Annotated in this window: 17 protein-coding genes and 1 pseudogene; 9 read left to right on the top strand and 9 right to left on the bottom strand. The window is 65.6% G+C overall.

Annotated elements, in window-relative coordinates; all coding sequences use genetic code 11:
- Positions 1–56 precede the first annotated feature (56 nt).
- A pseudogene (locus JWQ24_RS22635) lies at positions 57–392 on the top strand (UDP binding domain-containing protein); the annotation flags it as partial.
- 9 nt (positions 393–401) lie between these two features.
- On the opposite strand, the gene JWQ24_RS22630 reads toward JWQ24_RS22635, so the two are convergent.
- Positions 402–977: a hypothetical protein gene (locus JWQ24_RS22630; RefSeq protein WP_299812748.1), complete on the bottom strand. Its 576-nt coding sequence runs from the start codon at positions 975–977 to the stop codon at positions 402–404.
- Positions 978–1,137: 160 nt separating this feature from the next.
- Here JWQ24_RS22630 and JWQ24_RS22625 point away from each other — a divergent pair, with 160 nt between their 5' ends.
- The 3 genes from JWQ24_RS22625 to JWQ24_RS22615 all read left to right on the top strand — a co-directional run bounded on the left by JWQ24_RS22625 (position 1,138) and on the right by JWQ24_RS22615 (position 4,956).
- Entirely contained in the window at positions 1,138–1,572 is a 435-nt protein-coding gene (locus tag JWQ24_RS22625; protein WP_299812746.1) for a hypothetical protein, read from the top strand.
- Between the two features lie 284 nt (positions 1,573–1,856).
- On the top strand, positions 1,857–2,930 hold the full coding sequence (locus JWQ24_RS22620) for a YbhN family protein (RefSeq protein WP_299812744.1): 1,074 nt from the start codon (positions 1,857–1,859) through the stop codon (positions 2,928–2,930).
- A gap of 79 nt (positions 2,931–3,009) precedes the next feature.
- A complete protein-coding gene (locus JWQ24_RS22615) occupies positions 3,010–4,956 on the top strand; it encodes a hypothetical protein (protein WP_299812743.1) in 1,947 nt (648 codons plus the stop codon).
- A gap of 299 nt (positions 4,957–5,255) precedes the next feature.
- Here the strand turns inward: JWQ24_RS22615 and JWQ24_RS22610 are convergent, their stop codons facing one another.
- On the bottom strand, positions 5,256–5,858 hold the full coding sequence (locus JWQ24_RS22610; protein WP_299812741.1) for a DUF2147 domain-containing protein: 603 nt from the start codon (positions 5,856–5,858) through the stop codon (positions 5,256–5,258).
- 206 nt (positions 5,859–6,064) lie between these two features.
- Between JWQ24_RS22610 and JWQ24_RS22605 the strand changes: the two genes are divergently transcribed.
- Together JWQ24_RS22605 and JWQ24_RS22600 are read left to right on the top strand one after the other, a co-directional pair.
- A complete protein-coding gene (locus JWQ24_RS22605) occupies positions 6,065–6,517 on the top strand; it encodes an acyl-CoA thioesterase (protein ID WP_299812739.1) in 453 nt (150 codons plus the stop codon).
- Positions 6,514–7,617, top strand: a complete 1,104-nt coding sequence (locus JWQ24_RS22600) for a CocE/NonD family hydrolase (RefSeq protein ID WP_299812737.1) — start codon at positions 6,514–6,516, stop codon at positions 7,615–7,617. Before JWQ24_RS22605 ends, JWQ24_RS22600 begins: the two co-directional genes overlap by 4 nt.
- Here JWQ24_RS22600 and JWQ24_RS22595 read toward each other — a convergent pair.
- Positions 7,614–7,934 (bottom strand): 2Fe-2S iron-sulfur cluster-binding protein, encoded by a 321-nt coding sequence (locus tag JWQ24_RS22595; RefSeq protein WP_299812735.1) that lies wholly within the window; start codon positions 7,932–7,934, stop codon positions 7,614–7,616. The genes JWQ24_RS22600 and JWQ24_RS22595 overlap by 4 nt on opposite strands.
- 99 nt (positions 7,935–8,033) lie before the next feature.
- Positions 8,034–8,402, bottom strand: a complete 369-nt coding sequence (locus JWQ24_RS22590) for an Hpt domain-containing protein (protein ID WP_299812733.1) — start codon at positions 8,400–8,402, stop codon at positions 8,034–8,036.
- 389 nt (positions 8,403–8,791) lie between these two features.
- Here JWQ24_RS22590 and JWQ24_RS22585 point away from each other — a divergent pair, with 389 nt between their 5' ends.
- Positions 8,792–14,479, top strand: coding sequence for a methyl-accepting chemotaxis protein (locus tag JWQ24_RS22585; protein ID WP_299812731.1), 5,688 nt, complete (start codon positions 8,792–8,794; stop codon positions 14,477–14,479).
- A 309-nt stretch (positions 14,480–14,788) separates the two neighbouring features.
- Here JWQ24_RS22585 and JWQ24_RS22580 read toward each other — a convergent pair whose 3' ends face one another.
- Genes JWQ24_RS22580 through JWQ24_RS22565 form a run of 4 tightly spaced genes read right to left on the bottom strand, consistent with a single transcriptional unit; the run spans position 14,789 to position 18,511 of the window.
- Entirely contained in the window at positions 14,789–15,664 is an 876-nt protein-coding gene (locus JWQ24_RS22580) for an aldose 1-epimerase family protein (protein WP_299812729.1), read from the bottom strand.
- A gap of 30 nt (positions 15,665–15,694) precedes the next feature.
- Positions 15,695–16,585: an MlaD family protein gene (locus JWQ24_RS22575; protein ID WP_299812727.1), complete on the bottom strand. Its 891-nt coding sequence runs from the start codon at positions 16,583–16,585 to the stop codon at positions 15,695–15,697.
- A 19-nt stretch (positions 16,586–16,604) separates the two neighbouring features.
- Complete coding sequence (locus JWQ24_RS22570; protein ID WP_299812725.1) at positions 16,605–17,375, bottom strand: ABC transporter ATP-binding protein; 771 nt, start codon at positions 17,373–17,375, stop codon at positions 16,605–16,607.
- A 2-nt stretch (positions 17,376–17,377) separates the two neighbouring features.
- The gene (locus JWQ24_RS22565; protein ID WP_299812804.1) at positions 17,378–18,511 is read right to left on the bottom strand and encodes an ABC transporter permease; all 1,134 of its coding nucleotides are present in this window, start codon (positions 18,509–18,511) and stop codon (positions 17,378–17,380) included.
- A 190-nt stretch (positions 18,512–18,701) separates the two neighbouring features.
- Here JWQ24_RS22565 and dgcA point away from each other — a divergent pair, with 190 nt between their 5' ends.
- Positions 18,702–19,706 carry an N-acetyl-D-Glu racemase DgcA gene (gene dgcA / locus JWQ24_RS22560; RefSeq protein ID WP_299812724.1) on the top strand — a complete coding sequence of 335 codons (1,005 nt, stop codon included), beginning with the start codon at positions 18,702–18,704 and terminating at the stop codon, positions 19,704–19,706.
- On the opposite strand, the gene JWQ24_RS22555 is transcribed toward dgcA, so the two are convergent.
- Entirely contained in the window at positions 19,676–20,890 is a 1,215-nt protein-coding gene (locus tag JWQ24_RS22555) for an MFS transporter (protein ID WP_299812722.1), read from the bottom strand. The two genes, dgcA and JWQ24_RS22555, sit on opposite strands and share 31 nt — an antisense overlap.
- Positions 20,891–20,964: 74 nt before the next feature.
- On the opposite strand from JWQ24_RS22555, the gene JWQ24_RS22550 reads away from it, so the two are divergent.
- On the top strand, positions 20,965–22,173 hold the full coding sequence (locus tag JWQ24_RS22550; protein WP_299812720.1) for a hypothetical protein: 1,209 nt from the start codon (positions 20,965–20,967) through the stop codon (positions 22,171–22,173).
- Positions 22,174–22,242 lie beyond the last annotated feature (69 nt).

The following is a 22,242-nucleotide window of genomic DNA, read 5'->3' as shown; positions in this document are numbered from 1 at the left end:
TGTACGACAGTTTGCAATTTTCGCTACTTTTAGTTGAATTACTCAATTGCGGCACCGACACAAACGACATGCGCGAAGCGCCGTTAATCCCGTTCGTCACCGGCCTGCTCGACATGGGCGCCCATGTGCGCGCCTTCGATCCGGTCGGCATGGAGGCGGCGAAACGCGAGCTGCCCGAGATCACCTATTGCACGGACGCCTATGACTGCGCCGAGGGCGCCGACGCGGTGGTGATCGTCACCGAATGGGTTCAGTTCCGCGCGCTTGACCTGTCGCGCCTGAAACTGGCGATGAAGCAGCCGATCGTGGTCGACCTGCGCAACATCTACCGGCCGGAAGAAATGGCGGCGGCGGGGTTTGTGTATGAGGGCGTCGGACGCGGCGCGGTCTGACACCCGCGATCACGGCAGCAGGTCTGCGGGCACATCTGCAAAAGTGTAGTCGCGCGGCCGGTTGCGGCGAAGCACGCCGCGAAGCTGCCAGGTGGCGAACACGGCAAAGCCGATAATGAACGCGACACCGGCGAATTCGCCGGTGACGAGCGCGCGGACCAGCAGCGCCACCATCGCCACGCCGACCAGAACCAGCGCGGCCACGATGGTCCAGTACAGCCCCGGCCGCAGCCCGCCATGCAGCGACGCATCGCTGCCGGCCGCTTCCATCTGCCGATGCAGTTCGAGGATAAAGCCGCGATAGCCGGCCTGCGGCTGCATCAGCGCCACGGTCTGCTTCGAGGTCGACATGATGACGATCCGGCTGCCGTCTTCATGCCGGAGATCGCAGCGAAACCGCTTGGCCTGCATCCCCATCGGCCGGTACGACAGCCGCACTTCCGCAATGTCGCGATAGCGCCATAGCCCGGCCTTGCGCCCGGTGCGCCACGACAGCCCGTCCGCGGCAAGTTCATAGAGATGCGCGGCGCCGACAAGCGACGCCTTGTAGGCGTAGGCATGGTCCGGCGCGGCGGCGGCGGCCACCGGCGCGTTGCGTCCCTTGAAAAGCGTCCTGAACAGAGCGTGTCCTCGCCAGCCACCGACAGGCGCTTGCTTGCGCGGCTGCCCCGGTGTCCCTTACAAGCCACGGAGACGCCCGCGTGCGCAAGACACCGCGCCGCAGCGCCGCAGCATGGGATCATCGATGGCCGAAACCAGCTATTTCCCGCGCCGCCTGATTCTCGCCGGCGCGATGATGTCGGGACTTCTACTGGCGCTTGCCGTGCATATGCTCGGCCAGCGCTTCGGATTGGACCTCGGCAGTCTGTGGCGCAGCGATGCGCAGGAATTCATGCCGGCCGGCGCCGCGATCGCGTGGTGGCTGATTGCTGCGATGGGCTTCGTCGGCGGCTACGTCACCGCGACGCTGCTGCACAGTGCCGCCTCCGGCGCGATCCCGCCGCGGATGCGCCAGTTCCTGATTGCGGTCGGTGTCCTGGTGCTTGCCGGCGCCGGACAAGCCGCCTCCGCGCCAAGCCCGGTCCCCACCGTCGCCGGCGTTGTCGCGGGTGTTGCCGCGCTGCTGCTCGGCGGAGTGATGGCCTTCTGCGGCGCGCATTTCGCGCTGCGAAAAGCGTAAGGCTGACCTGCGCGGCTATCCGGGAACCTGCCGTTCCCGCCTCTTGATGTGCGTCATGGAAAATTTGTCCTGGGCGCCTATATGTCCATAGGAGATCGGCGGCAGCGGCAAGATGGCGCGCCGCGCGGTACCATCCCCGGGCTTGTCAAGGGCTGCACACGGCGCTGTTTTTGCCGTAAGGGTTTCCCAACATGTATGAACTTCGCGTAAAGTGAATTGGTCGCCCATTGCCATCTTCTGACCCGATCGGCTTTCCACCTGTTCGCGCTCCGACGGGAGGACGAATGCAACGTATGATGACCGTGCTCGGGCGCGGTTTCAGGCATTACATCGGCTGGAAGCGGCTCGGTGTGGTGGCGAGCATCGCGATCATCGGCCTGGCGATCTCCCATCTGGTCCGCACCCTGAAGGGCGTGGACATGGGCGTCATCCTGTCCGCGATGGCCGAGAAGCCGCCGCACCAGATCGCGCTGGCCGCTCTGTGCGTGCTCGGCGCCTTCGGCACCCTGACGTTTTACGATTTCTTCGCGCTGCGGACGATCGGCAAGACCCACGTCCCCTACCGCATTGCCGCGCTTTCCTCCTTCACCAGCTACACCATCGGCCATAATCTCGGCGCCACGGTTTTTACCGGCGGCGCGATCCGGTTCCGGATCTATTCGGACTACGGGCTCAGCGCGATCGACGTCGCCAAGATCTGCTTCATCTCCGGCCTGACGTTCTGGCTCGGCAACACCTTCGTGCTCGGCATCGGCATGATCTGGCACCCGCAGGCAGCATCCGCGATGGACCTGTTGCCCGACGCGATCAATCGTCTGATCGGCTTCGCCGGCCTCGCCGGCATCGCTGCCTATCTGGTCTGGCTGTCGGTCGGCAAGCGCCGTCGCGAACTCGGCCAGAACGGCTGGAAGGTCGTGCTGCCCTCGGCGCGGCTGACGCTATTGCAGATTGCCATCGGTGTGGTCGATCTCGGCTTCTGCGCGCTGGCGATGTATCTGCTGATGCCGAATGATCCCGGCATCGATTTCGTCTCGCTGGCCGTGGTGTTCATTCTCGCCACCTTGCTCGGCTTCGCCAGCCATGCGCCGGGCAGCCTTGGCGTGTTCGACGCCGCGATGCTGGTGGCGCTGCCGCAATTCGGCAGGGAGCAACTGGTGGCGACGCTGGTGATGTTCCGCATCCTGTATTTCATGATTCCGTTCGCCGTCGCGATCGGCATCATGGGCGTCCGCGAACTCTGGCTCAATGTCGTCATTCCCTGGCAGAAGGGCCGCGCCACCGCGCAGGCCGAAGAGCTCGCCGCAGCGGCAGCCCGCAGCGTGACGACCCGGCCGGTGAAGCGCCAGGCGCAGCGCTGACCATGAGGCTGTGCCAGACAAGCGCACGGCCCTCGCTTCAACCTCTTACTTCCGCCCCATATGTGACGTTCATCGCGCCATGATCTGTCAACGCATCCTACGCCTCCTCACCCGCTCCGCTTTGTTGCTTGCCGCCTTCGGCGCCCTGCCGGCCGACTGGGCCGCAGCGCAGGCGGTCAACGGCCCCCTGCAGATCAGCTGGGAGGTCCGCAACCGCTTCCGGCTATTTCGCGAGGAGCGCGACTTCCAGCTCCACGCCGACACGCTGCGCAACCGCACGATCCTGGCCTCGGAACAGGCGCTGGGCGTGCAGAGCGACGGCCGCGGCTGGGCACGCAACACCGTCAACAGGTTGTGCATCGACATGGCCGGCAAGGTCAGCGAGCCCTGCACGCGCGACGCCGTCAAGGAGAGCTACCTGACGCCGACCGAGCATCCGGTGACGGTGCGGCTCACCGGCGAAGTCCCGGTTGGCGCGGTCTGCGCATGGACCTTCGATGATGGCGACGGCCCGCGGCAATCCAATTTCGACTGCGCCGAGCCGGTCAATTTCCGCGCCGCCTACGGCAAGCGCACGGTGGCCATCGTTGACGTCACCAGCGGCGCCGAAGCGCCGGTGCGCGTGTCCACCGAAATCGCGGTGCGCGACGTGCTGATCGCAGGCCTCGGCGATTCCATCGCCTCGGGTGAAGGCAACCCCGACCGCCCGGTGGCGCTGTCCGACGAAGGCTTCTGCTTCCGCTCCTATATCGGTTCGGATGTCGGCCAGTTCTATCGGCCGAGCCGCGCCGGCTTCAAGGGTGGCCGTGCCTGCGAAACCTATGATTCCCTGCAGGCCTGGCAGGCACAGGGGGCGCAGTGGCTGAGTTCGCCCTGCCATCGCTCGTTGTACAGCTACCAGACCCGTACCGCGCTCGCGATGGCCGTGCAGTACCCGCATATCGCCGTGACCTACCTGCCGCTGGCCTGTTCGGGCGCCACCATCGCTGAAGGGTTGCTCGGCAAGCAGCAGGCCAAAGAGTGCCTTACCACGAAGACTGCGACCAACTGCCAGGGCAGCGTCAACGCCCAGATGATCGAACTGCGCGAGGCGATGGCTGCCGCACGAAAGCGCCAGCCAAACCGCAAGCTCGACCTCGTGCTGCTCTCGGTCGGCGCCAATGATATCGGCTTCTCCAATCTTGTTGCCGATGTCATCGTCGACAACGACACAGAACGCGCGCTGTTCAAGCGTAGCGGCATTCTCGGCTCGGTGGACGATTCCCGCAGCGCCTTGACCCGCGACCTGCCGGCCGGCTTCGGCAAATTACGCGAGGCGCTGAAGCCGATGCTGTCAGGCGACCTGTCGCACGTGATCTTCACGGCCTACGCCAATCCGACCTTCTCCAACGGCGCGCCCTGCCCCGGCGGCCCCGCCGGCTTCGACGTGCACCCGTCCTTCAACGCCAATCCGCGGCGGCTGGCGAATGTCGCCAACTTCGTCGAAAACGAATTCCTGCCGCAACTGAAGGCGATCGCGCTGTGCCAGGGCGGCGTTCTGTGCCGCAATCCCGAAACCGATCGCATGACCTATGTCGATGCGCATCAGCAGACCTTCGCCATGCACGGGTTTTGCGCGCGCGCGGCGTCCGATCCGGAGTTCGACCGCGCCTGCTTCTCCGCCAAGGGCCAGAGCTTCGATCCGGACATCGTGGCGGCGGCATCGCAGCCGATGCTGTGCGGCCTTGGCGCCAGTCAGTTCCGCCCGTATCTGCCGCGCGCCCGCTGGATCCGCGACGCCAATGACAGCTACTTCTCGGCGATGACCTATCCGCAGGCCATGTCGGCGGCGATTCAGCCGTCCGATATCCATGACGCCACCTGGGGCATCCTTTCCGCCGTCTATGGCGGCGCGATTCATCCGACCGCCGAAGGCCACGCCGCGATGGCCGACGCGGCTCTGCCGGCCGCCACCGCCGTGCTGCGCCTCGGCGCCGAGGCGGAGGTCACCAGCGAGCCGTTGGGCGCGCCGGCGCAACTGCGATAGATTCACGGTTTAGAGGTTTTTGGATTTAGCCTACTCGCCGTCCTCATGGTGAGGAGCGCACCATTTGGCGCGCGTCTCGAACCATGAAGCGTTTGTCGCGCGTCTCCAGCGAATGGCGTTGCCATTCGCTGGAGACGCGGTCGAAGACGACCTCTCTTCAGGATGAGGAATTCTTGCGGAGAGAATGGCCCATCTCAAAACGAAGATGCTGTAGCGAACGGCAAACGCCGCTGTCCTTTCTCCCTCATCTGTACTTGGGAGAAAGAAAGGACAGCGGCGTTTCAACGATGGCTACGAACTTAGTGCGGAACAGGACCGGGCGCGGTGTTCTTCTTCGCCACGGCGACCGTCGGCTTCGCAGGCGCGACCGGTTTCATCGCGGCGGCCTGGGCCGGCAGGTATTTGGTGATCACGGCGGGATCGAGCTGCGCGGTCATGGTGTCGGGCAGCCGGTACCAGACCTCGTTCTTGCCGAGCAGCGCAATCCCCCAGTAACCGCGCACGGTGAGTTCCTGGCCGTCCTCGCTGACGCTCATCTTGGCCTTGTAGATCTTGCCGTCACGCGGATCGAGAATGTTGCCGTTCTCGTATTTCAGGCCGTCCTGCTTCATGTCGCGGATGAAGGAGATACCGAGCACCGGCGCGTTCTTGCGGTCATCGACGCATTTGGCGCAGGTGTCGTTGGCCGGCTCGTCCGGACTGGGGAAGGTCTTGGCGATGGCGCCTTCAAATACGCCGCCGCGGTCCAGCATCAGGACCCAGACCACAGGCTTGCCCTTTTCGACCTTCTGCCAGAGCCCGGCCGCGCTCGGCTCGGCCGCTTTCAGCGGACTGGAGAGTGCCGCCAGAACGGCGAGACCCGAAGCCACCGTGATCGCCAGTCTGGAATGAGCCCGTACCATCGTCGTCCCCTGGAAAAGCGCAATCACATTCATGCGGTTGCATCCATCATCCACGCTTGTTGCAGCGTGCCGAGCTTTAGTGGCTTTTGCAAGATTGCCGCAGATTTCCGATTGTGACAGCTGCCACATTTGCCACAACACGGTGACGAGCCGCATGGCATCTCGCGCAATCGCGCGGTACGGTCGGTAAACCCGGAGACCCATTCGTGAACGCACCCGCCCGCTCGCCGCAGCCCTTGCTTGAGAACTATCCCTACCGCCTCACCGACAATGTGCGCTTCGCCGATCTCGATCCGAATCAGCACGTCAACAATGCGGTCTATGCCAGCTATTTCGAGACCAGCCGGGTGATGCTGGTGAAGGACTTGCGCAACGGCCTGATGCCGACGGGGCTGAGCTGGGTGCTGGTCCGCCTCGATATCCATTATCGCGCCGAACTGCACTGGCCCGGTACGATCGAACTCGGCCTCGGCGTCAGCAAACTCGGCCGCACCTCGGCGACGTTCTCGCAGGTGGTGTTCTCGGAAGGCAAATGCGTGGCTTCGGCAACCTCGACTACCGTGATGGTCGGCCTCGAAAGCCGCGCGCCGACGGCCATTTCCGACGAAGTAATCGCGCGGTTCCAGCCCTGGATGCTGCGCGAGACGATGGCGCCATGATCAGCCGCGCGCTGCTCGCCTGCGCGATCCTCTGCGGGGCGATACAGGCCGTGCGGGCCGATGAACTGCACCGCGAGGACCTGCGGATTCCGATGGCCGCCGCAGGCCCGCGCGGCCTTGAAGCGATGCTGTTGCGGCCATCCGGCAGCGGACGCTATCCGCTGGCGCTGATCAGCCACGGCGCGCCGCGCGACGTCGCCGACCGCGCCGGCATGACGCCCTCCCGCAGTTATTCGCAGGCCGCCGAATTCGCCCGCCGCGGCTTTGCCGCGCTGGTGGTGATGCGGCGCGGCTACGGCCAGTCCGACGGCACCTACGCCGAGAACAGCGGCCCGTGCGACCGCCGCAACTACATGATCGCCGGCAAGGCGTCCGCGACGGATCTGCGGGCGGCGATCGCTGCGATGGGGCAGCGCGCCGATGTCACGACACAGGGCATGATCGCGGTCGGCGTCTCCGCCGGTGGATTCGCCAGCGTGGCGCTCGCCGCCGATCCGCCGCAGGGTCTGGCCGCGGTGATCAACTTTGCCGGCGGCCGCGGCTCGCGCGCCGACAACGACGTCTGCAGCGAAGCGGCGCTGGTCGAGGCCTTCGCCAGCTACGGCCGGACGGCGCGCGCGCCGATGCTGTGGATTTATGCGGCGAACGACAAGTTCTTCGGCCCCGACCTCGCTCACCGGCTGCACGGCGCCTTCACAGCCTCAGGTGGCCGCGCGCAATTCATCGATGCGCCGGCCTTTGGCAGCGACGGGCATTTCCTGTTTTCGGCAACCGGAATTGGAATATGGACGCCGATGGTCGATCGTTTTCTGCGTGAACAGAATCTCGGCACCCGCGACCTGATCTCCCTGCCCGTCGTCAATCTGACGCCACCGGCACATCTCAGCGACAATGGCCGCGCCAACTTTGCGACCTATCTGCGCAGCGGTCCGCACAAGGCCTTCGCGGTATCGCCGAAGGGCGCGTTTGCGTTCCGCACCGGAATGCGCAGCCCGGCAGAGGCGGAAGCCGAGGCGTTGGCCGCCTGCGGCAAATATTCGGGGAATTGTTCGATCTACGCGACCGACGACCGGCTCGCGCCGAAGCCCGTCGCGCGTTAGGCCTGACGCTCCGGCGTCATGATCACGAGGCCATCGAGCGCATCGGTGATCTTGATCTGGCACGACAGCCGCGAGTTCGGCTTGATGTCGTAGCCGAAGTCCAGCATGTCCTCTTCCATCGGGGTCGGCGCGCCGACCTTCTCGCGCCAGGCTTCATCGACATAGACATGGCAGGTCGCGCAAGCGCAGGCGCCGCCGCATTCGGCTTCAATGCCCGGAATCGAATTGCGGATCGCCACTTCCATCACGGTCGAGCCGGTTTCGGCTTCGATGGTGCGGGTTTCACCGGAATGATCGACAAAGTTTATCTTGGCCATGATGCTCGCGCTGCCGGAAGGAAGATACCGGTGTCCTATAACGGCTCGATCCGGATCGCGCCAGCGGGCCGGCGCGAAAAGCTGGGCGAAGCGCGGCGTTCAGGAGCGCCTGAGAATACCGTCAATCGCCGAGCGCGCCTCGGCCACCGCGTCGTTCAGCGCCATCAGGGCCTGCCCGGCATCGCTTCCTGCGGTTTCAAGCCATTCGGCGGCTTCCGCGACACGGAACGCGCCGACACCTTGCGCCGAGCCCTTCAGCTTGTGCGTCAGGGCGGCGACATTGGATGGGAGGCTGGACAGTTCATCCAGCAGACCGACGGCTTGCGCCGCGAACATCGCCAGTACCTCGCGCTCCAGCGCGGCATCGCCGAGCGTCATGCGATGCAGATGCGCACGGTCGATCGGACCATCATCGGGAGCGAGCGGCGGCGACGGCATCCATTGAACCTGTTCGATGTGCAACGCCATGATGATGACCCAGATGACCGTCCGCCGGGCGATCCGGCGGCGATTTTCGGCAGCCAACCACAGAATTGGTTAACGGAACGTTTCGCGTACATGACGTCGGTTCGACGTGTTTTTGACGAAGTTTCGCCACGGTTGAACGAAGAACCCCGGTTATTTAAGTAGCAGCAAGGTGTTACCGGCCTGCGCTGTTAACGATGATTAAGAATGTCTTAACCGAATCCATTTCATTCGCGCGACCAAGCCAATAGGATGTTTGCGGAAGTAGCGGACAAGCCGAGCGACCGGCAGTTCGTAACGATTCTCGCGGGGTACACCAGGGCAAGTTCCCTTGTGTAGCGAGTGATCGGGCGGTGTTTCCGGATGCGTAAACAAGGGGCGTGGGACAGAACATGGCAAACATTACAAAGAAGGCCAAGGATCCGACGGAAGTTGCGCTGTCTGCCATTCAGGAAGCACTGAACATCAGCGATGCACCGATGACCGATCGCGATCCATCCGCTGTTCGCCACGACAATACGGTTTCCAGCACGGCCTATGACGAAAGCGCCTTCGAGGCGCGCATCACCGACCGTCCGAGTTTCGACACGCCCGACGAAGCGCGCTTCTCGCGCCGCCCGGCCAATGACGACCGCGAAACCATCGGCCAGATCCTGCAAGCAATCCAGAAGGGCCGCCCCGCCCGCAACGTTTACACGCTCGCCACCCTGTTCGCCGGTGTCTGGATTGTCGGCGCCGGTTTGCTCACCATCGCGTTCCTGCCGTCGCTGCAGGCCTTCATCGGCCAGGGCTCGGGCGGCACGCTGGCGCTGGCCGGCCTCGCCGTGTTGTTCTTTGCACCCGTGCTGTTGTTCTACTTCCTCGCCAGCCTCGCCTGGCGCGGCCAGGAACTGCGCATGATCGCGCAGTCGATGGCGCAGGTCGCGATCCGCTTTTCCGAGCCCGAGGGCGCGGCCAGCGATTCGATGGTCACCGTCGGTCAGGCGATCCGCCGCGAAGTCGCGGCGATGGGCGATGGCGTCGAGCGCGCGATCGCACGCGCCGGCGAACTCGAGGCCCTCGTCACCAACGAAGTCTCCGCACTGGAACGCGCCTACTCCGACAACGAAGTCCGCATCCGCGCGCTGCTGCAGGACATCGCGCATCAACGCGACAATCTGGTCGGCCAGGCCGAGCAGGTCCGCAGCGCCATCTCCGGCGTGCAGATCGATCTGCGCCACGACATCGCACTGATTTCAGATGCGATCGCCTCGCGCGTCGATGAAGTCGCCAAGTCGATCACCGGCGCTCTCGAAGAGCGCGGCTCCCACATCACCAATGCGCTCAGCAATGCCGGCGACAACATGATCCTGGCGCTCGGCGAACGCGGCGGTGACCTGCTCGACCGGCTCGAAGAAGCCAGCGCGGAAACCACCCGTGCGGTGCTCGATGCCAGCGAACGCCTGACCACCAGCCTGAATTTCAAGACCGGCCATGTCCACGACGAATTCGTCGATCTCGCCGACCGCGTCCACGAGATGCTGAACGACCGCATCGACCGCATCACCAACGATTTCGAGGCGCGTTCCGCGGGCATCGTCGATCGCGTTTCGGATCGCACCGAGCAGGTCCACGACTCCCTGAAGAATTCCAGCGACTCCCTGCTGCTCGAACTGGAACTGCGCAGCAGCGATCTGGTCAGCAAGATCGACGACGCCGGCAATCGCTTGGCCACCCGCATCCTTAACAGCGGCGACAAGGCCTCCGAAGCGCTCGACGTCACCGTCAACGCGCTGGTCGCCAGGGTCGCCAGCCAGACCGAAACCGCGCACGACACGCTCGCGCTGCAGATGAACTCCTTCGACGAACTGGTCCGCGACCAGGGCTCGGAACTCGCCGAGAAGTTTTCGCGCGACAGCGGTACGCTCGGCGCGCTGATCACCCGCCACATCTCGGAATTCGACCGCACCGTGAAGACCTTCGGCGGCGAAGTCGTCGATCGCCTCGGCCAGCGTACCCAGGACATCAACGATACGCTGAAGAGCTATGTCGACACCTTCGACACCCGCGTGACCTCCAACAGCGGCGCCATCAGCGCCTCGCTGGATGCGCGCCTGGTCGAATTCGAAACCACGTTCGGCTCGCGCGTCTCCACGCTCGACACGTCGCTCGACGACAAGATCAAGACGTTCGACGAGAGCGTCGATGGTCGCCTCAAGAACCTCGAACAGGCCTTCGACGCCCGCGCGCAGTCGGTCACCGCAACCATTGAAGACCGGCTCGAGAACCTCTCGGTGTCGCTGTCGGACGGCGCGGTCCAGGCCGTCAATTCGGTCGATGCCCGTCTCACCCATCTCGCGTCCACCCTGACCGACGGCGCCAACCTGGCCGTCAGCACGGTCGACGCCCGCCTCACCCACCTGACGTCGTCGCTGACCGAAGGCGCCGTGCAGGCGATCCACGCGATCGACGACCGCCTCAGCTACTTCACCACGACGCTGACCGAAGGCACCACGCAGGCCATCGACGCGATCGACCGCCGCATCGGCGATGTGACCGAAGCGATCGACCACCGCAGCAACTACCTGACCGACAGCATCACCGCGCGCTTCCAGTCCATCCATCAGGGCTTCGAGACCCGGGTCAGCGTCGTCGCCGGCGAGATCGACACCCGCGTCGGCCAGTTCGAGGACCTGCTCGGCTCGCGCATCGAGGCCGTCGCCGGCCGCATCGAGACGTCCGGCCGCAGCGCCAGCGATTCGCTGATGGCGCGTGCCGAAGAACTCTCGTCCGGCATCAAGAGCCACGTCGAGGACGCCGAACGCTCGCTCACGCATCTCGTCGTCTCGACCAGCGAGACCATTCAGGCCGGCACCCGTGCCGCGCAGGAATCGCTGCTCTCCATCTCCGGCGATGTCGGCGGCCAGCTCAAGCAAACCGCGAGCGAAGTCGAGGCCACGTTGACCGCGGTCGGCGCCAACGCCGCCAGTTCGATCCTGTCGAGCGCCCGCGAAGCCCAGACCACGCTGATCGACTCCTCCACCGAGGCATCGCTGCAGATCAAGTCGCTGTCGGCCGATGTCGAACGCACCCTCATCGCTGCCGGCGCCGCCACCGCGGCCTCGATGCTCGGTGGGGCACACGACGCGCAGTCGACGCTGGTGGCCACTTCCACCGCAGTCGCCGGCCAGATCGAATCGCTGTCCGCCAACCTCGAGCGCACGCTCACCCTGGCCGGTACCAACACCGCAGCCTCCTTCACGACCGGCGCCCGCGAAGCCCAGTCGACCCTGCTGGCCACCTCGACCGAGGTCGCCAACCAGATCCAGTCGCTGTCGGCCGACGTCGAGCGCACGCTCACCGCCGCCGGTTCGGCGACCGCCGACTCCGTTCTCGCCGGCGCCCGCGCCGCGCAGAGCACGCTGGTCTCGGCCTCCAACGACGCCTCGCAGCAGATCCGCAGCCTTGCCGCGGATGTCGAACGCACGCTGATCGCCGCCGGCACCGCCACCGCGGAGTCGATCCTGGCCAGCAGCCGCAACGTGCAGTCGTCGCTGATCGACGCCTCGTCGGAAGCCTCCACCCACGTCCGCAATCTCGCAGCCGATGTCGAGCGCAGCCTGACCAGCGCCGGCAGCTCCACCGCCGACGCGATCATCGCCAGCGCCCGTGAAGCGCAGTCCACTCTGGCCGCGGTCTCGACCGAAGCCGCCGACCACGTCCGCAACCTCACCGCGGATGTCGAACGCAGCCTTACCGCCGCCGGCAACGCTACCGCCGAGTCCATCGTCGCTGGCGCCCGCGAAGCGCAGACCACGCTGGTCAATGCTTCCGCGGATGCCACCAGCCAGGTCAAGTCACTGGCCACCGACGTCGAACGCAGCCTGACGGCTGCGGGCGCCGACGCCGCCGCAGCGATCCTCGGCAGCGCCCGCGAAGTGCAGGTCTCGCTGACCTCGTCGTCAGCAGACAGCGCCAGCCAGATGAAGGCGATCTCCGCCGATATGGAGCGTTCGCTGACGGCCGTCACCGCCAACACCACCGAGAACATCCAGGCCAGCGCGCTTGCCGCGCAGACCTCGCTGGTCGCGGTCTCCAACGAGATCACCACCAAGATCAAGACGACGTCGTCGGAGATCGAGCGTTCGGTGTTCGCCGCCTCGGGCAGCTTCGGCACCACGATGACCGGCAAGACCGACGAGATCGTCACCTATGTGCAGCAGCAGACCGATCGTCTGTCGCAGATGGTCGATGCCAAGCGCGGTTCGCTGGTCGATGCGCTGGGCTCCAAGGCCAATCAGCTCACCGTCGATATCGACCGCGTCACCGCCGATGCGCTCAAGGCGATCGAGAGCCGCGGCCAGACCTTCGCCCAGACGATGGTCACCAACTCCTCGGATGTCGCCCGCAGCATCACCACCGCCGGCGAACTGGCCTCCGGCGCCGTCAACAAGTCGCTGAAGGATCTCGAAGCCAGCTCGCGCTCGGCCATCGAGCAGTCGCGACAGGTTTCGATCGCGGCCGTCACCGAGATGCAGGAAACCAGCAAGATCCTGCGCACCGACACCGTCGCTCTGTTCGAGCGGCTGCGCGAGGGCAACATCCTGCTGCAGGAAGTCCTCACCGGCGCCCACGACAACCTCAACTCGCTGGAGCGCGCACTCGTCACCCGCGTCGCCGACTTCGTGTCGACGATGAACGACGTGACCTCGCGCAACGGTCTGGCGACGCAGACGCTGGAAGACCAGCTCACGGTGTTCACCACCAAGACCTCCCGTGCGCTGGAAGATCTCGGCTCGCTGTCGACTGAATTCGAAAGCCACGGCCGCGCGCTGGTTGATGCCTCGGCCCTGGTCGAACAGAGCAACCGCAACACCACGGTCTCGGTCAACGAACGCAAGTCCGCACTGGAATCGCTGGTCACCACCATCGACGCGCGCACCAACGATCTCGATGAGCGCCTGACCCGCTTCACGGGCCTGCTCGACGACTCGCTGGCCGCGGCCGAAGAACGCGCCCGCGACATCGCCCGCATCGTCGCCGAAACCGCTGGCGCCGGCTCGACGGCGATCACCCGCCAGTTCGAGGCTGTGCGCACGGCCGCCGAGGAAGAGCGTCGCCTGACCTCGCAGTCGATGAACGAGATCTACCAGCAGGGCACCCAGGAAGCCGATGCGATGTTCAAGCAGTCGGCCGACAAGTTCGCCTCGATGGTGGCGAGCATGAAGTCGATGGCTGCCGAGATGCACAACGAGCTGGAAAACACCCGCGGCGAATTGCGCCGTGGCGTGTTCGAGATGCCGCAGGAGGCCGCCGAGAGCACTGCGCAGATGCGCAAGGTGATCGTCGACCAGATCGAGGCATTGGCCGAGCTGAACCGGATCGTTGCCCGGCACGGCCGCGGCGTCGACGTGGTCACGACCAACCGCGCCAGCGTGGTGCGTGAGGAAGAGCCCATGATGGCGACGGCAAGCTCGCGCAGCGAACAGAGCTCGCGTAGCGAACAGAGCGCGCGCAGCGAACCGGTTGCACGCCAAGAGTCGGCGCCGCGTCCCGCCCCTCGCGCCCCGATCGGCAGCGCGTCGAGCCTGCCGATGCCGGATATCGGCAGCCCGCGCCGCACCGAAGCGCCGCCGGTGGCCCCCGCCGGTTCCGACCAGGGCCGCGATGGCTGGCTGTCGGACCTGCTCGGCCGCGCCGACCAGGACGAGGAAGACCGCGAACCGCAGCGCCGCGCGCCCGCTCCGCAGCCCGCAGCCTCGGCCAATCCGCTGGAGTCGCTGTCGCTCGACATCGGCCGGCTGATGGACCGCACGCTGGCTGCCGAGATGTGGGATCGCTACCAGCGCGGTGAGCGCAAGGCCTTCAGCAAGCGGCTCTACACGCCGGCTGGCCAGAAAGCCTTCGACGAAGTCAGCCGCAAGTATCGTTCCGACCGCCCGTTCAAGCAGACGGTGGACCGGTACATCACCGAGTTCGAACGACTGCTCGACGAAGTCGCCCGCGACGAACGCGGCCCGGCGGCGCTGCGCGGCCACCTGACCTCGGAAACCGGGCTGGTCTACACCCTGCTCGCGCACTCCGCAGGACGCCTCGGATAGGCTCGGCGCATATCAGAACGAAAAAGCGGAGGCAGCGATGCCTCCGTTTTTTTGTGTAGTTGATGTCGGAAACGTGTGACGCCCGGCGGCCAATGGTCTCCCTCCCCTTTGCAGTGAGGGTCGGCCGAACGGAGGACGATGCGACAGCATCGTTCGGAGTGGAGGCCGGGGTGGGAGTGCCGCGGGCTCCGGCGCCTGCGGCACCCCCACCCGACCGGCCTTCGGCCGGCCACCCTCCCCGCAAGGGGGAGGGAAAAGAGACGGCGCCCGTGGCAACGCTTGCACCTGAAATATTAGCGCCAACCGCGCCTACAAAAAGCCAATGCGCTGCACGAAATGGCGGGTTTGCCCGGCCGCGATATGCATCACGCCGGGCTTGTCGGCGAATTCGCCGTCGAAATCCGCGGGGCTCGCCCAGCCCTGCCACGGCTCGATGCATAGAAACGGCGCGCCGGATGGCTTCGACCAGATGCCGAGTTCGTGGAAACCCTGCCAGTCCATCGCAATGGTCGGCCCACCCGGCCCGCTATAGCTCAGCGAGGTCGAGGCGAGTTGGTCGATGATGACAGCGTCCTCGGCAAACAGCGCCTCCGACAGCGCCAGCGCGCCGCCCTGCACCGGCGAGGGTTCGGACTGCGCACGCAGCAGCCCACCATCGAGACGGCGGATCGGCGCCGGCTCGGCCACGCCGAAAACGATGCTGTGGTCTTCCTTGTCGGCGCCCGCGACCAGCGGCCAGTTGAACGCCGGATGGGTGCCGATCGAGGCCGGCATCATCTCGTCACCGCTATTGGTGATCGCGTAGCGAATGACGAGATAGTCGCCTTCGGTCGCGTAAGCGACGTCGAGGCGAAACGCGAAAGGATATCTGGCGCGACTGGATTCATTGTCGCTCAGCGACAACGCGCAGGAAGCCGGCCCCTGCCCGGCCCAGGCAAAGCGCTGGTCCCTGGCGAAGCCGTGCTGGGTCATTGCATAGGACTGGCCGCGGTGACGCAGCACGTCGCCCTTGAGGCGACCGACGATCGGAAACAGGATGGGCGCGTGGCGGGGCCATTCGGGGCCGGCCTGCCACATCACTTCATGGCCGTGGATATTCTTCAGCGAGCAGAGTTCGGCGCCGTCCGCCTTGATGGTTGCGGTGATGCGCCCATTGCCGATGGTGTGACGGTCCATGTCATCCATAGATGCCATCCATGCGTCGCCCCCCGGTCACTACCGCCGTTTTTGCTCGGGCGCGGGGGCCGGCGTGCTGCCGTTGCCGGCGCCAAACAGCAGACGCGTCGGGTTGCGGTCAAGATTATTCACGGCGCGACTGATATCGCTCAGCGTGCGGCGGCCATCGAGGATCAGTGCGCCGGACCGCCTGTCGAGATTCTCGGTCAGCTCATGAAACGATTTCACGGCTGCCGTGAGTTCGCCGCCGTCCTTGCCGCCGGCCAGTGCATCGAGGCCGAGCAGGATGTTGTCGGTGCGCGCCACCACGCTGTCCGCCTTGCCCATGATCCCGTCGGTCTTGCCCATCACGCTGTCGATCTTCAGCATGATGCCGTCGATGACTTCGGAGTTGCGCGCCAGCGTCGCGGTAAAGGTCTCGACGTTGCGCATCGAGTTCTTCAGCGACTCCTGGTTCTCGTTGACCATGCGGTTGACGTTCAGCAGCGTCGCCTTGATGGCCTGTGAAATGTCCTGCACGGAATCCGGATCCGCGGTGAGCACGGGGACGCCGTCGGCATCCAGCGGGGTAGCCGGCGCGCTCTCGTCGCCGCCCTTCAGCGAGATCGCGGCAACGCCGGTCAGTCCCTGGAATTCGAGGCCGACCAACGTGTCCTTGCGGATCGGCGCGCTGTTCTCGACCATCGTCAGCGCGACCACGCGACGCGGATTGTCGAGCTTCACCGAGACCACCTCGCCAACCCGAATGCCGTTGAAGGTGACGCTGCCGCCGTTGCGCAGGCCGGAGGCAGAGCCTTCGAACACGATGCGCAGCGGAGCGCGCTGCTTGGTCGAGTGCAGATTCTGGAACCAGAGGACAAAGCCGAACGCCGCGGCAACCACCGCCAGCGTGAAAGTTCCGATCAGGACGAAGTTCGCCCGCGTTTCCATCAAACCAACTCCAGTATAACTAAGCGAGGACGGCGCGCGCGCGCTTGCCGTGGAAGTATTCCTGTAGCCAGGGATGCTGCGAAGCCAGCATGTCGTCCATCGTGCCGTGTGCGATGATCTTGCCATCGCCCAAAACCGCGATCCGGTCACAGGCAGTATGCAGGCTGTCCAGATCGTGGGTTACCATGAAAACGGTCAGGCCCAAAGTTCGCTGCAGCGTGCGCACCAGTTCGTCGAACTCGCCGGCGCCGATCGGGTCGAGCCCGGAGGTCGGCTCGTCGAGGAACACGATTTCAGGATCGAGTGCCAGCGCCCGCGCCAGCGCCACGCGCTTGATCATGCCGCCCGACAGTTCCGACGGCATCCGGTCGGCGACGTCGGCCTTCAGACCGACCATCGCCAGCTTGGCAATCGTGATCTCGTCGAGCAGTCGCTCGGATACTTTGAGGTATTCGCGGATCGGGAATTGCACGTTCTGCCGCACGCTGAGCGAGGAGAACAACGCGCCGTGCTGGAACAGAATGCCCCAGCGCCGCTCCACGCCGCGACGCTCCACGGTATCAGTGGCATCGAGATCAATGCCGAACACCTCGATGTTGCCAGAGACCTTCGGCACCAGCCCGATGATGGTCCGCATCAACACCGACTTGCCGGCGCCGGACGCGCCGACGAAGCCGAGAATCTCACCGCGGCTAACCTCCAGATCGAGGCCTTTGAGCACACGCCGTTCGCCGAAGGCGACCGTGAGGTCGCGGACGCGGATGATCGGGTCTTTCGTCGCAGCCAGCATGGTCAGATCCCGATCGCGGCGAAGAAGATCGCGAACACGCCGTCCATCACGATCACGAAGAAGATTCCCTTCACCACCGACGAGGTGGTGTGCTGGCCCAGCGATTCCGCGCTGCCCTGCACGGCCAGTCCCTCGACGCAGGCGACGATGCCGATCACGGCAGCCATCACCGGCGCCTTCAGCATACCGACGGTAAAGTGGTTGATCGAGATCGCATCGCGCAACCGCGCCAAAAACGCTTCCGGATCGACGCCGCCATAGGTCCATGCCACCAGCCCGCCGCCATACAGCGCAGCGATGCCGCCGAGGAAGGTCAGGATCGGCAGGCCGATCACCAGCGCGATCATGCGCGGCAGGATCAGTACTTCGATCGGATCGAAGCCCATGGTGCGCAGCGCATCGATCTCTTCGCGCATTTTCATCGAGCCGAGTTCGGCAGTGTAGGCGCTGCCGGAGCGGCCGGCGACCATGATCGCCACCAGCAGCACGCCGAGTTCGCGCAGAACCAGCACGCCCAGCATGTCGACGACGAACACGTCGGCGCCGAACTGGCGGAAATGAAAGATGCCCTGCTGGGCCACGATGCAGCCGATCAGGAAGGTGATCAGCACCACGATCGGCACGGCATTCCAGCACACCTGTTCGAGGTGGTGCACCATCGAGGTGAAACGGAAACGCGACGGATTGCGGATCACGCGCGCCAGTGCGGCAAGCACCGCGCCGATCATGCCGACCAGCGCGATAACGGTCGCGCCGACGCCGAACACGCTGCGGCCGATCAGGTCGAGCGTGCCGGTCAGCGGCGACGGTTTCGCCTGCGGCGCCGTCGCCGGCTGCACGCGACGCACCTCGTCGACCAGGCTGGAATAATTCGCCGACAGACCGGCGATCTCGGCCTCGGCCCCGCCGTTCGTCAGGCTACGGCGCAGCCGCTCGATCAGCCAGGCGCCGAACGTGTCGAGTTTGGAGACTTCGGAGACGTCGATGAAAATATGGGGGCGGCTGCCGGTCAGCTTCTCGGCATCGGACACGATCTGCTCGAGCGCCGGCGCGAAACGTGCCGTCCACGACCCCGAAGCGCACAACGCCAGACCATCGCCCTTGGCGATCTGTTCAAGTATCGGGCCGCCGTTCACACCTTGCTCCTGCATCTGGCCGCGCATCCGCGCAACCGGCCTTCCTGGCTCGATTCCAGACCTGTCAGACACTGATAATGCGACTCAAACAAGTTCGACCGGTCCTGATAGTCTTATACGCAGCTACGGTTCTATTCTGTTAACGCAAAGGTGGTCCGATACACCGCCTCTGGCACCACGAGACATTCCCTTGCCTGACCTCAAAATACCGGCCCCCGCCCTCCTCAGCGCCCGAATCGAACGCTGGCCGATCGCCGGCGCTTTCACCATCAGCCGCGGCGCCAAGACCGAAGCGGTCACCGTGGTCGCCGAGATCAGCCGCGGCGATTTTACCGGCCGCGGCGAATGTGTGCCCTATGCGCGTTATGGCGAGACGCCGGAAGCGACCCTGGCCGCCATCCTGGCCATGCAGGATCGCTTCAGGGGGGGCATCGACCGTCAGGCCTTGCAGGTGCTGATGCCGGCGGGCGCCGCCCGCAACGCGCTGGATTGCGCCCTGCTCGATCTGGAAGCCAAGGCGGCCGGACGGCGTATCTGGGACCTGCTCGGACGGGTCGCCCCACACCCCTGCACCACCGCTTTTACGATCTCGCTCGGCACACCCGATGCGATGGCCGCGGCGACGGCGAAAGCCGCCTACCGCCCGCTGCTCAAGATCAAGCTTGGCGGCGAAGGCGACGCCGCCCGCATCAAGGCCGTGCGCCGGGAAGCGCATGAGTGCGAGCTGATCGTCGATGCCAACGAGGCCTGGACGCCGGAAAATCTCGAACGCAACCTCGCCGCCTGCGAGGAAGCCGGCGTCACCCTTGTCGAGCAGCCGCTGCCGGCCGGACAGGACGACGCACTGGCCGAAATCCGCCGGCCGATGGCGGTCTGCGCTGACGAGAGCGTGCATGAATTGTCCTCGCTGCTCGGCCTGCGCGGCCGCTACGACGCCATCAACATCAAGCTCGACAAGGCCGGCGGCTTGACCGCGGCGCTGGCGATGGCCGACGCCGCACACGCGATGGGCTTCGAGATCATGGTCGGCTGCATGGTGGCGACCTCGCTGTCGATGGCCCCGGCCATGCTGATCGCGCAACAGGCGCGTTTCGTCGATCTCGACGGCCCGCTGCTGCTCGCCGGGGATCGCGACGGCGGCTTGCGCTACGACGACAGCACGATCTATCCGCCGGACGCCACGCTCTGGGGCTGATCGGCTGCGGCATAGGGCGTATCCGCGCGGTGCCGGCCGAACCACATCGTGGCGGCGCCGGCCAGCGCCAGCACCGCCATCGCGTAATAGGCGCCCTCGCCATAACGCGCATAGATCAGCCCGGAGACCACCGCCGCCGAACTCATCACGATACCGGTGCAGGCGGTGAGATAGCCCTGCGCGGTGGCGGTGAGGTGGCCGGGCACGTGGCGCACCAGCAGACCCATGATGCCGACCTGCGTCAGCCCGTAGGTCAGGCCGTGCATCAACTGGATCACCGAGAGCACCGCGATATCCGGCTGCTGCGCCGTGATCACCCAGCGCGTCAGGCCGCTGAGGCCGCCGAGCACCACCAGCAGCGCCGGCGACAGCGTGAAGCGCGGCGACAGGGCGAACACCACGATCTCCGCGATGACGCCAAGTGACCATAATCCCGCGATGGTCAGCCCGCCCACCCCCGCCCCCTGCCAGCTGATCGATGCGAAGGTGTAATAGGTCGCGTGGCTGCCCTGGATCAGCGCCGACGCCGCCATGATGGTGAGGAAGCCCCGCTCGCGCAGCAACGACGTGGCAGGGAGCATTACGCGCGCCGGCCCCGGTGCCGAAATCGGCTGCAGCCGCAGGCTGGACAGCGCGCCGACCGTCGCCATGCCGGCGATGATCCAGATCAGGTGCTTGGCCGCGATCACCTCGACCAGCAGCCCGCAGGCCAGCGCGCCGACCACGAAGGCCGCCGATCCCCACAGCCGCATCGGCCCGTAGTTCAGGCCATAGCGCGCCACGCCCTTCAGCGCGTAGCCGTCGGTCAACGGCACCAAAGGCGTCCAGACACAGGCGGTGAGCGCAAAGGCGATCAGGATCAGCACGGGCGTATCGAGCAAGCCGATCACCGAGAAGCCGAGCGCAGCGAGAAACGCCGTCGCCATCATCGCGCCGCGCAGCGCACGATGCTTTTCCGCGAGGCCCGTGATGAAGGGCAGCACCGTGAAGCGCGTCACCGACGGCACCGCTGTGATCAGACCGATCCAGGAGGGATCGATGCCGACCGCCTTCAGCCATACCGGAAAGAACGGCAGATAGGTGCCGACCGTGCCGAACACCGCGGCATAGAACAGCGCCAGCCGTGCGGCGAACCGCCGACCCGGCATTTGCGAAGCGATCAGGGCAGCGGATTCGGCTATCATCAGTTCCAGTGCGATTCGCTGGGGGTCGTGCTGACCGTACATACCGCGCAGCGATCTGCGCCGCGAGTTTATCCATGCCCGAAGAAGCATTTGCCCTGTCGCCGATTTCCGCCCGCCCCAACGTGCCGGGCGAAGCGGACTATGACGCGATCCGTGAAGCCTTCATGGAGACGGCGCGCGGCCGCTGGTTCCTCAACGAATACGCCAAGCGCAACCGCCACACCGACACCGGCATGGTGATGGAAGCCGTGGCGCGCATCGAAGCCAGCCTCAAGGCGGAGAAGCAGGCCCCCAAAGCTGTCAGCCTCAGCGACGCCCTCGGCGCAATCCGCACCGCGATACGCCAGGCCAAGGCCACCGCCATCGAATCGCTGCCGCGGCCCGAGGCCGACGACACCCTGACCGCAGCCCACAACGGCGCGCGGATCGTGCGCGAGATCGCCTGGACCTTGCGCGAATGCGGCGCGGACGCCCGAATCTGCGATCTGCTGGACACCCAGGTCAAGGCGATCGAGGCCGGCCAGCAGAACGCCAACAGCGACGGCCGAGAGACCGTGCTCGCCAGCTATGACTTGCTGATGCAGCGGATCGAACAGCTCGTCGATGGCAGTGCGACGAGCGCAAAGGCGGAAACGCCGCCCGCGACTGAGAAGCCCGTGCCGCCGGCCGCGGAAGCGCGCGCCTCGGTGACGCCGCTCTTCAAGGCGCCGGAGCCGGTCGTCGAACAGGCCGTGGCACCGAAGCCCGCTGAAGCCGCAGCCCCGATCGCGGAATCAACCACCGGAATCGCCGCCATCATCGCCGAAGTATCATTGGCCCAGGCGGTCGAAGAAGTGGCGATCGCCGAGCCCGGGATTTCCGAGACAGAGATTTCCGCGCCAGAGACCGCTGCGCTTGACGCCGAAGCCCACGACCTCGCCGTGCTCGACTTGGTGGCGATGGAAATGGCCGTGCAGGATTTCAGCGAGCCCGAGACGGCGGAGCTGGAAATCGACGAACCGGTGATGGACGAGCCGGAAATCAGCGGGCTGCATCCCGCCGAGACGGAAGTGACGCCAACTTACGCCGCGCCGGCGGCAACGTCGGCAGCCATCGCTTCGGCTCCGGCTGTACAAATCGCAGCCGTCGTGCCGGAACCGCAGCCCGAACTGGCCTATCATCCCTCGCTGGGCGCAGCGCTGATCGCCAATGGCGTGATCTCGAATCCCAACGCGCCGGCCGCCGATCCCCTCGCCCCGATCCGCCGCATGACCCAGGCCGAAAAGATCGCGTTCTTTTCGTAGAGTTCAATTCACCGCTCGCCAAGAACTTCGGCGTCGCCACTACCAGCTTTGACAGTGTCCGGACCCAAG

The sequence above is a fragment of the Tardiphaga sp. genome (assembly GCF_028290495.1).
GTDB lineage: Bacteria > Pseudomonadota > Alphaproteobacteria > Rhizobiales > Xanthobacteraceae > Tardiphaga.
The sequence above is the reverse complement of the archived record's forward strand: the minus strand, read 5'-3'. Positions and strand labels throughout refer to the sequence as shown.

Coding starts and splice junctions, on each gene's coding strand:
- JWQ24_RS22625 (WP_299812746.1), top strand. CDS start 1,138: ATGGCCGAAACCAGCTATTTCCCGCGCCGCCTGATTCTCGCCGGCGCG.
- JWQ24_RS22620 (WP_299812744.1), top strand. CDS start 1,857: ATGCAACGTATGATGACCGTGCTCGGGCGCGGTTTCAGGCATTACATC.
- JWQ24_RS22615 (WP_299812743.1), top strand. CDS start 3,010: ATGATCTGTCAACGCATCCTACGCCTCCTCACCCGCTCCGCTTTGTTG.
- JWQ24_RS22610 (WP_299812741.1), bottom strand. CDS start 5,858: ATGGTACGGGCTCATTCCAGACTGGCGATCACGGTGGCTTCGGGTCTC.
- JWQ24_RS22600 (WP_299812737.1), top strand. CDS start 6,514: ATGATCAGCCGCGCGCTGCTCGCCTGCGCGATCCTCTGCGGGGCGATA.
- JWQ24_RS22595 (WP_299812735.1), bottom strand. CDS start 7,934: ATGGCCAAGATAAACTTTGTCGATCATTCCGGTGAAACCCGCACCATC.
- JWQ24_RS22590 (WP_299812733.1), bottom strand. CDS start 8,402: ATGGCGTTGCACATCGAACAGGTTCAATGGATGCCGTCGCCGCCGCTC.
- JWQ24_RS22585 (WP_299812731.1), top strand. CDS start 8,792: ATGGCAAACATTACAAAGAAGGCCAAGGATCCGACGGAAGTTGCGCTG.
- JWQ24_RS22580 (WP_299812729.1), bottom strand. CDS start 15,664: ATGGATGACATGGACCGTCACACCATCGGCAATGGGCGCATCACCGCA.
- JWQ24_RS22575 (WP_299812727.1), bottom strand. CDS start 16,585: ATGGAAACGCGGGCGAACTTCGTCCTGATCGGAACTTTCACGCTGGCG.
- JWQ24_RS22570 (WP_299812725.1), bottom strand. CDS start 17,375: ATGCTGGCTGCGACGAAAGACCCGATCATCCGCGTCCGCGACCTCACG.
- JWQ24_RS22555 (WP_299812722.1), bottom strand. CDS start 20,890: ATGATAGCCGAATCCGCTGCCCTGATCGCTTCGCAAATGCCGGGTCGG.
- JWQ24_RS22550 (WP_299812720.1), top strand. CDS start 20,965: ATGCCCGAAGAAGCATTTGCCCTGTCGCCGATTTCCGCCCGCCCCAAC.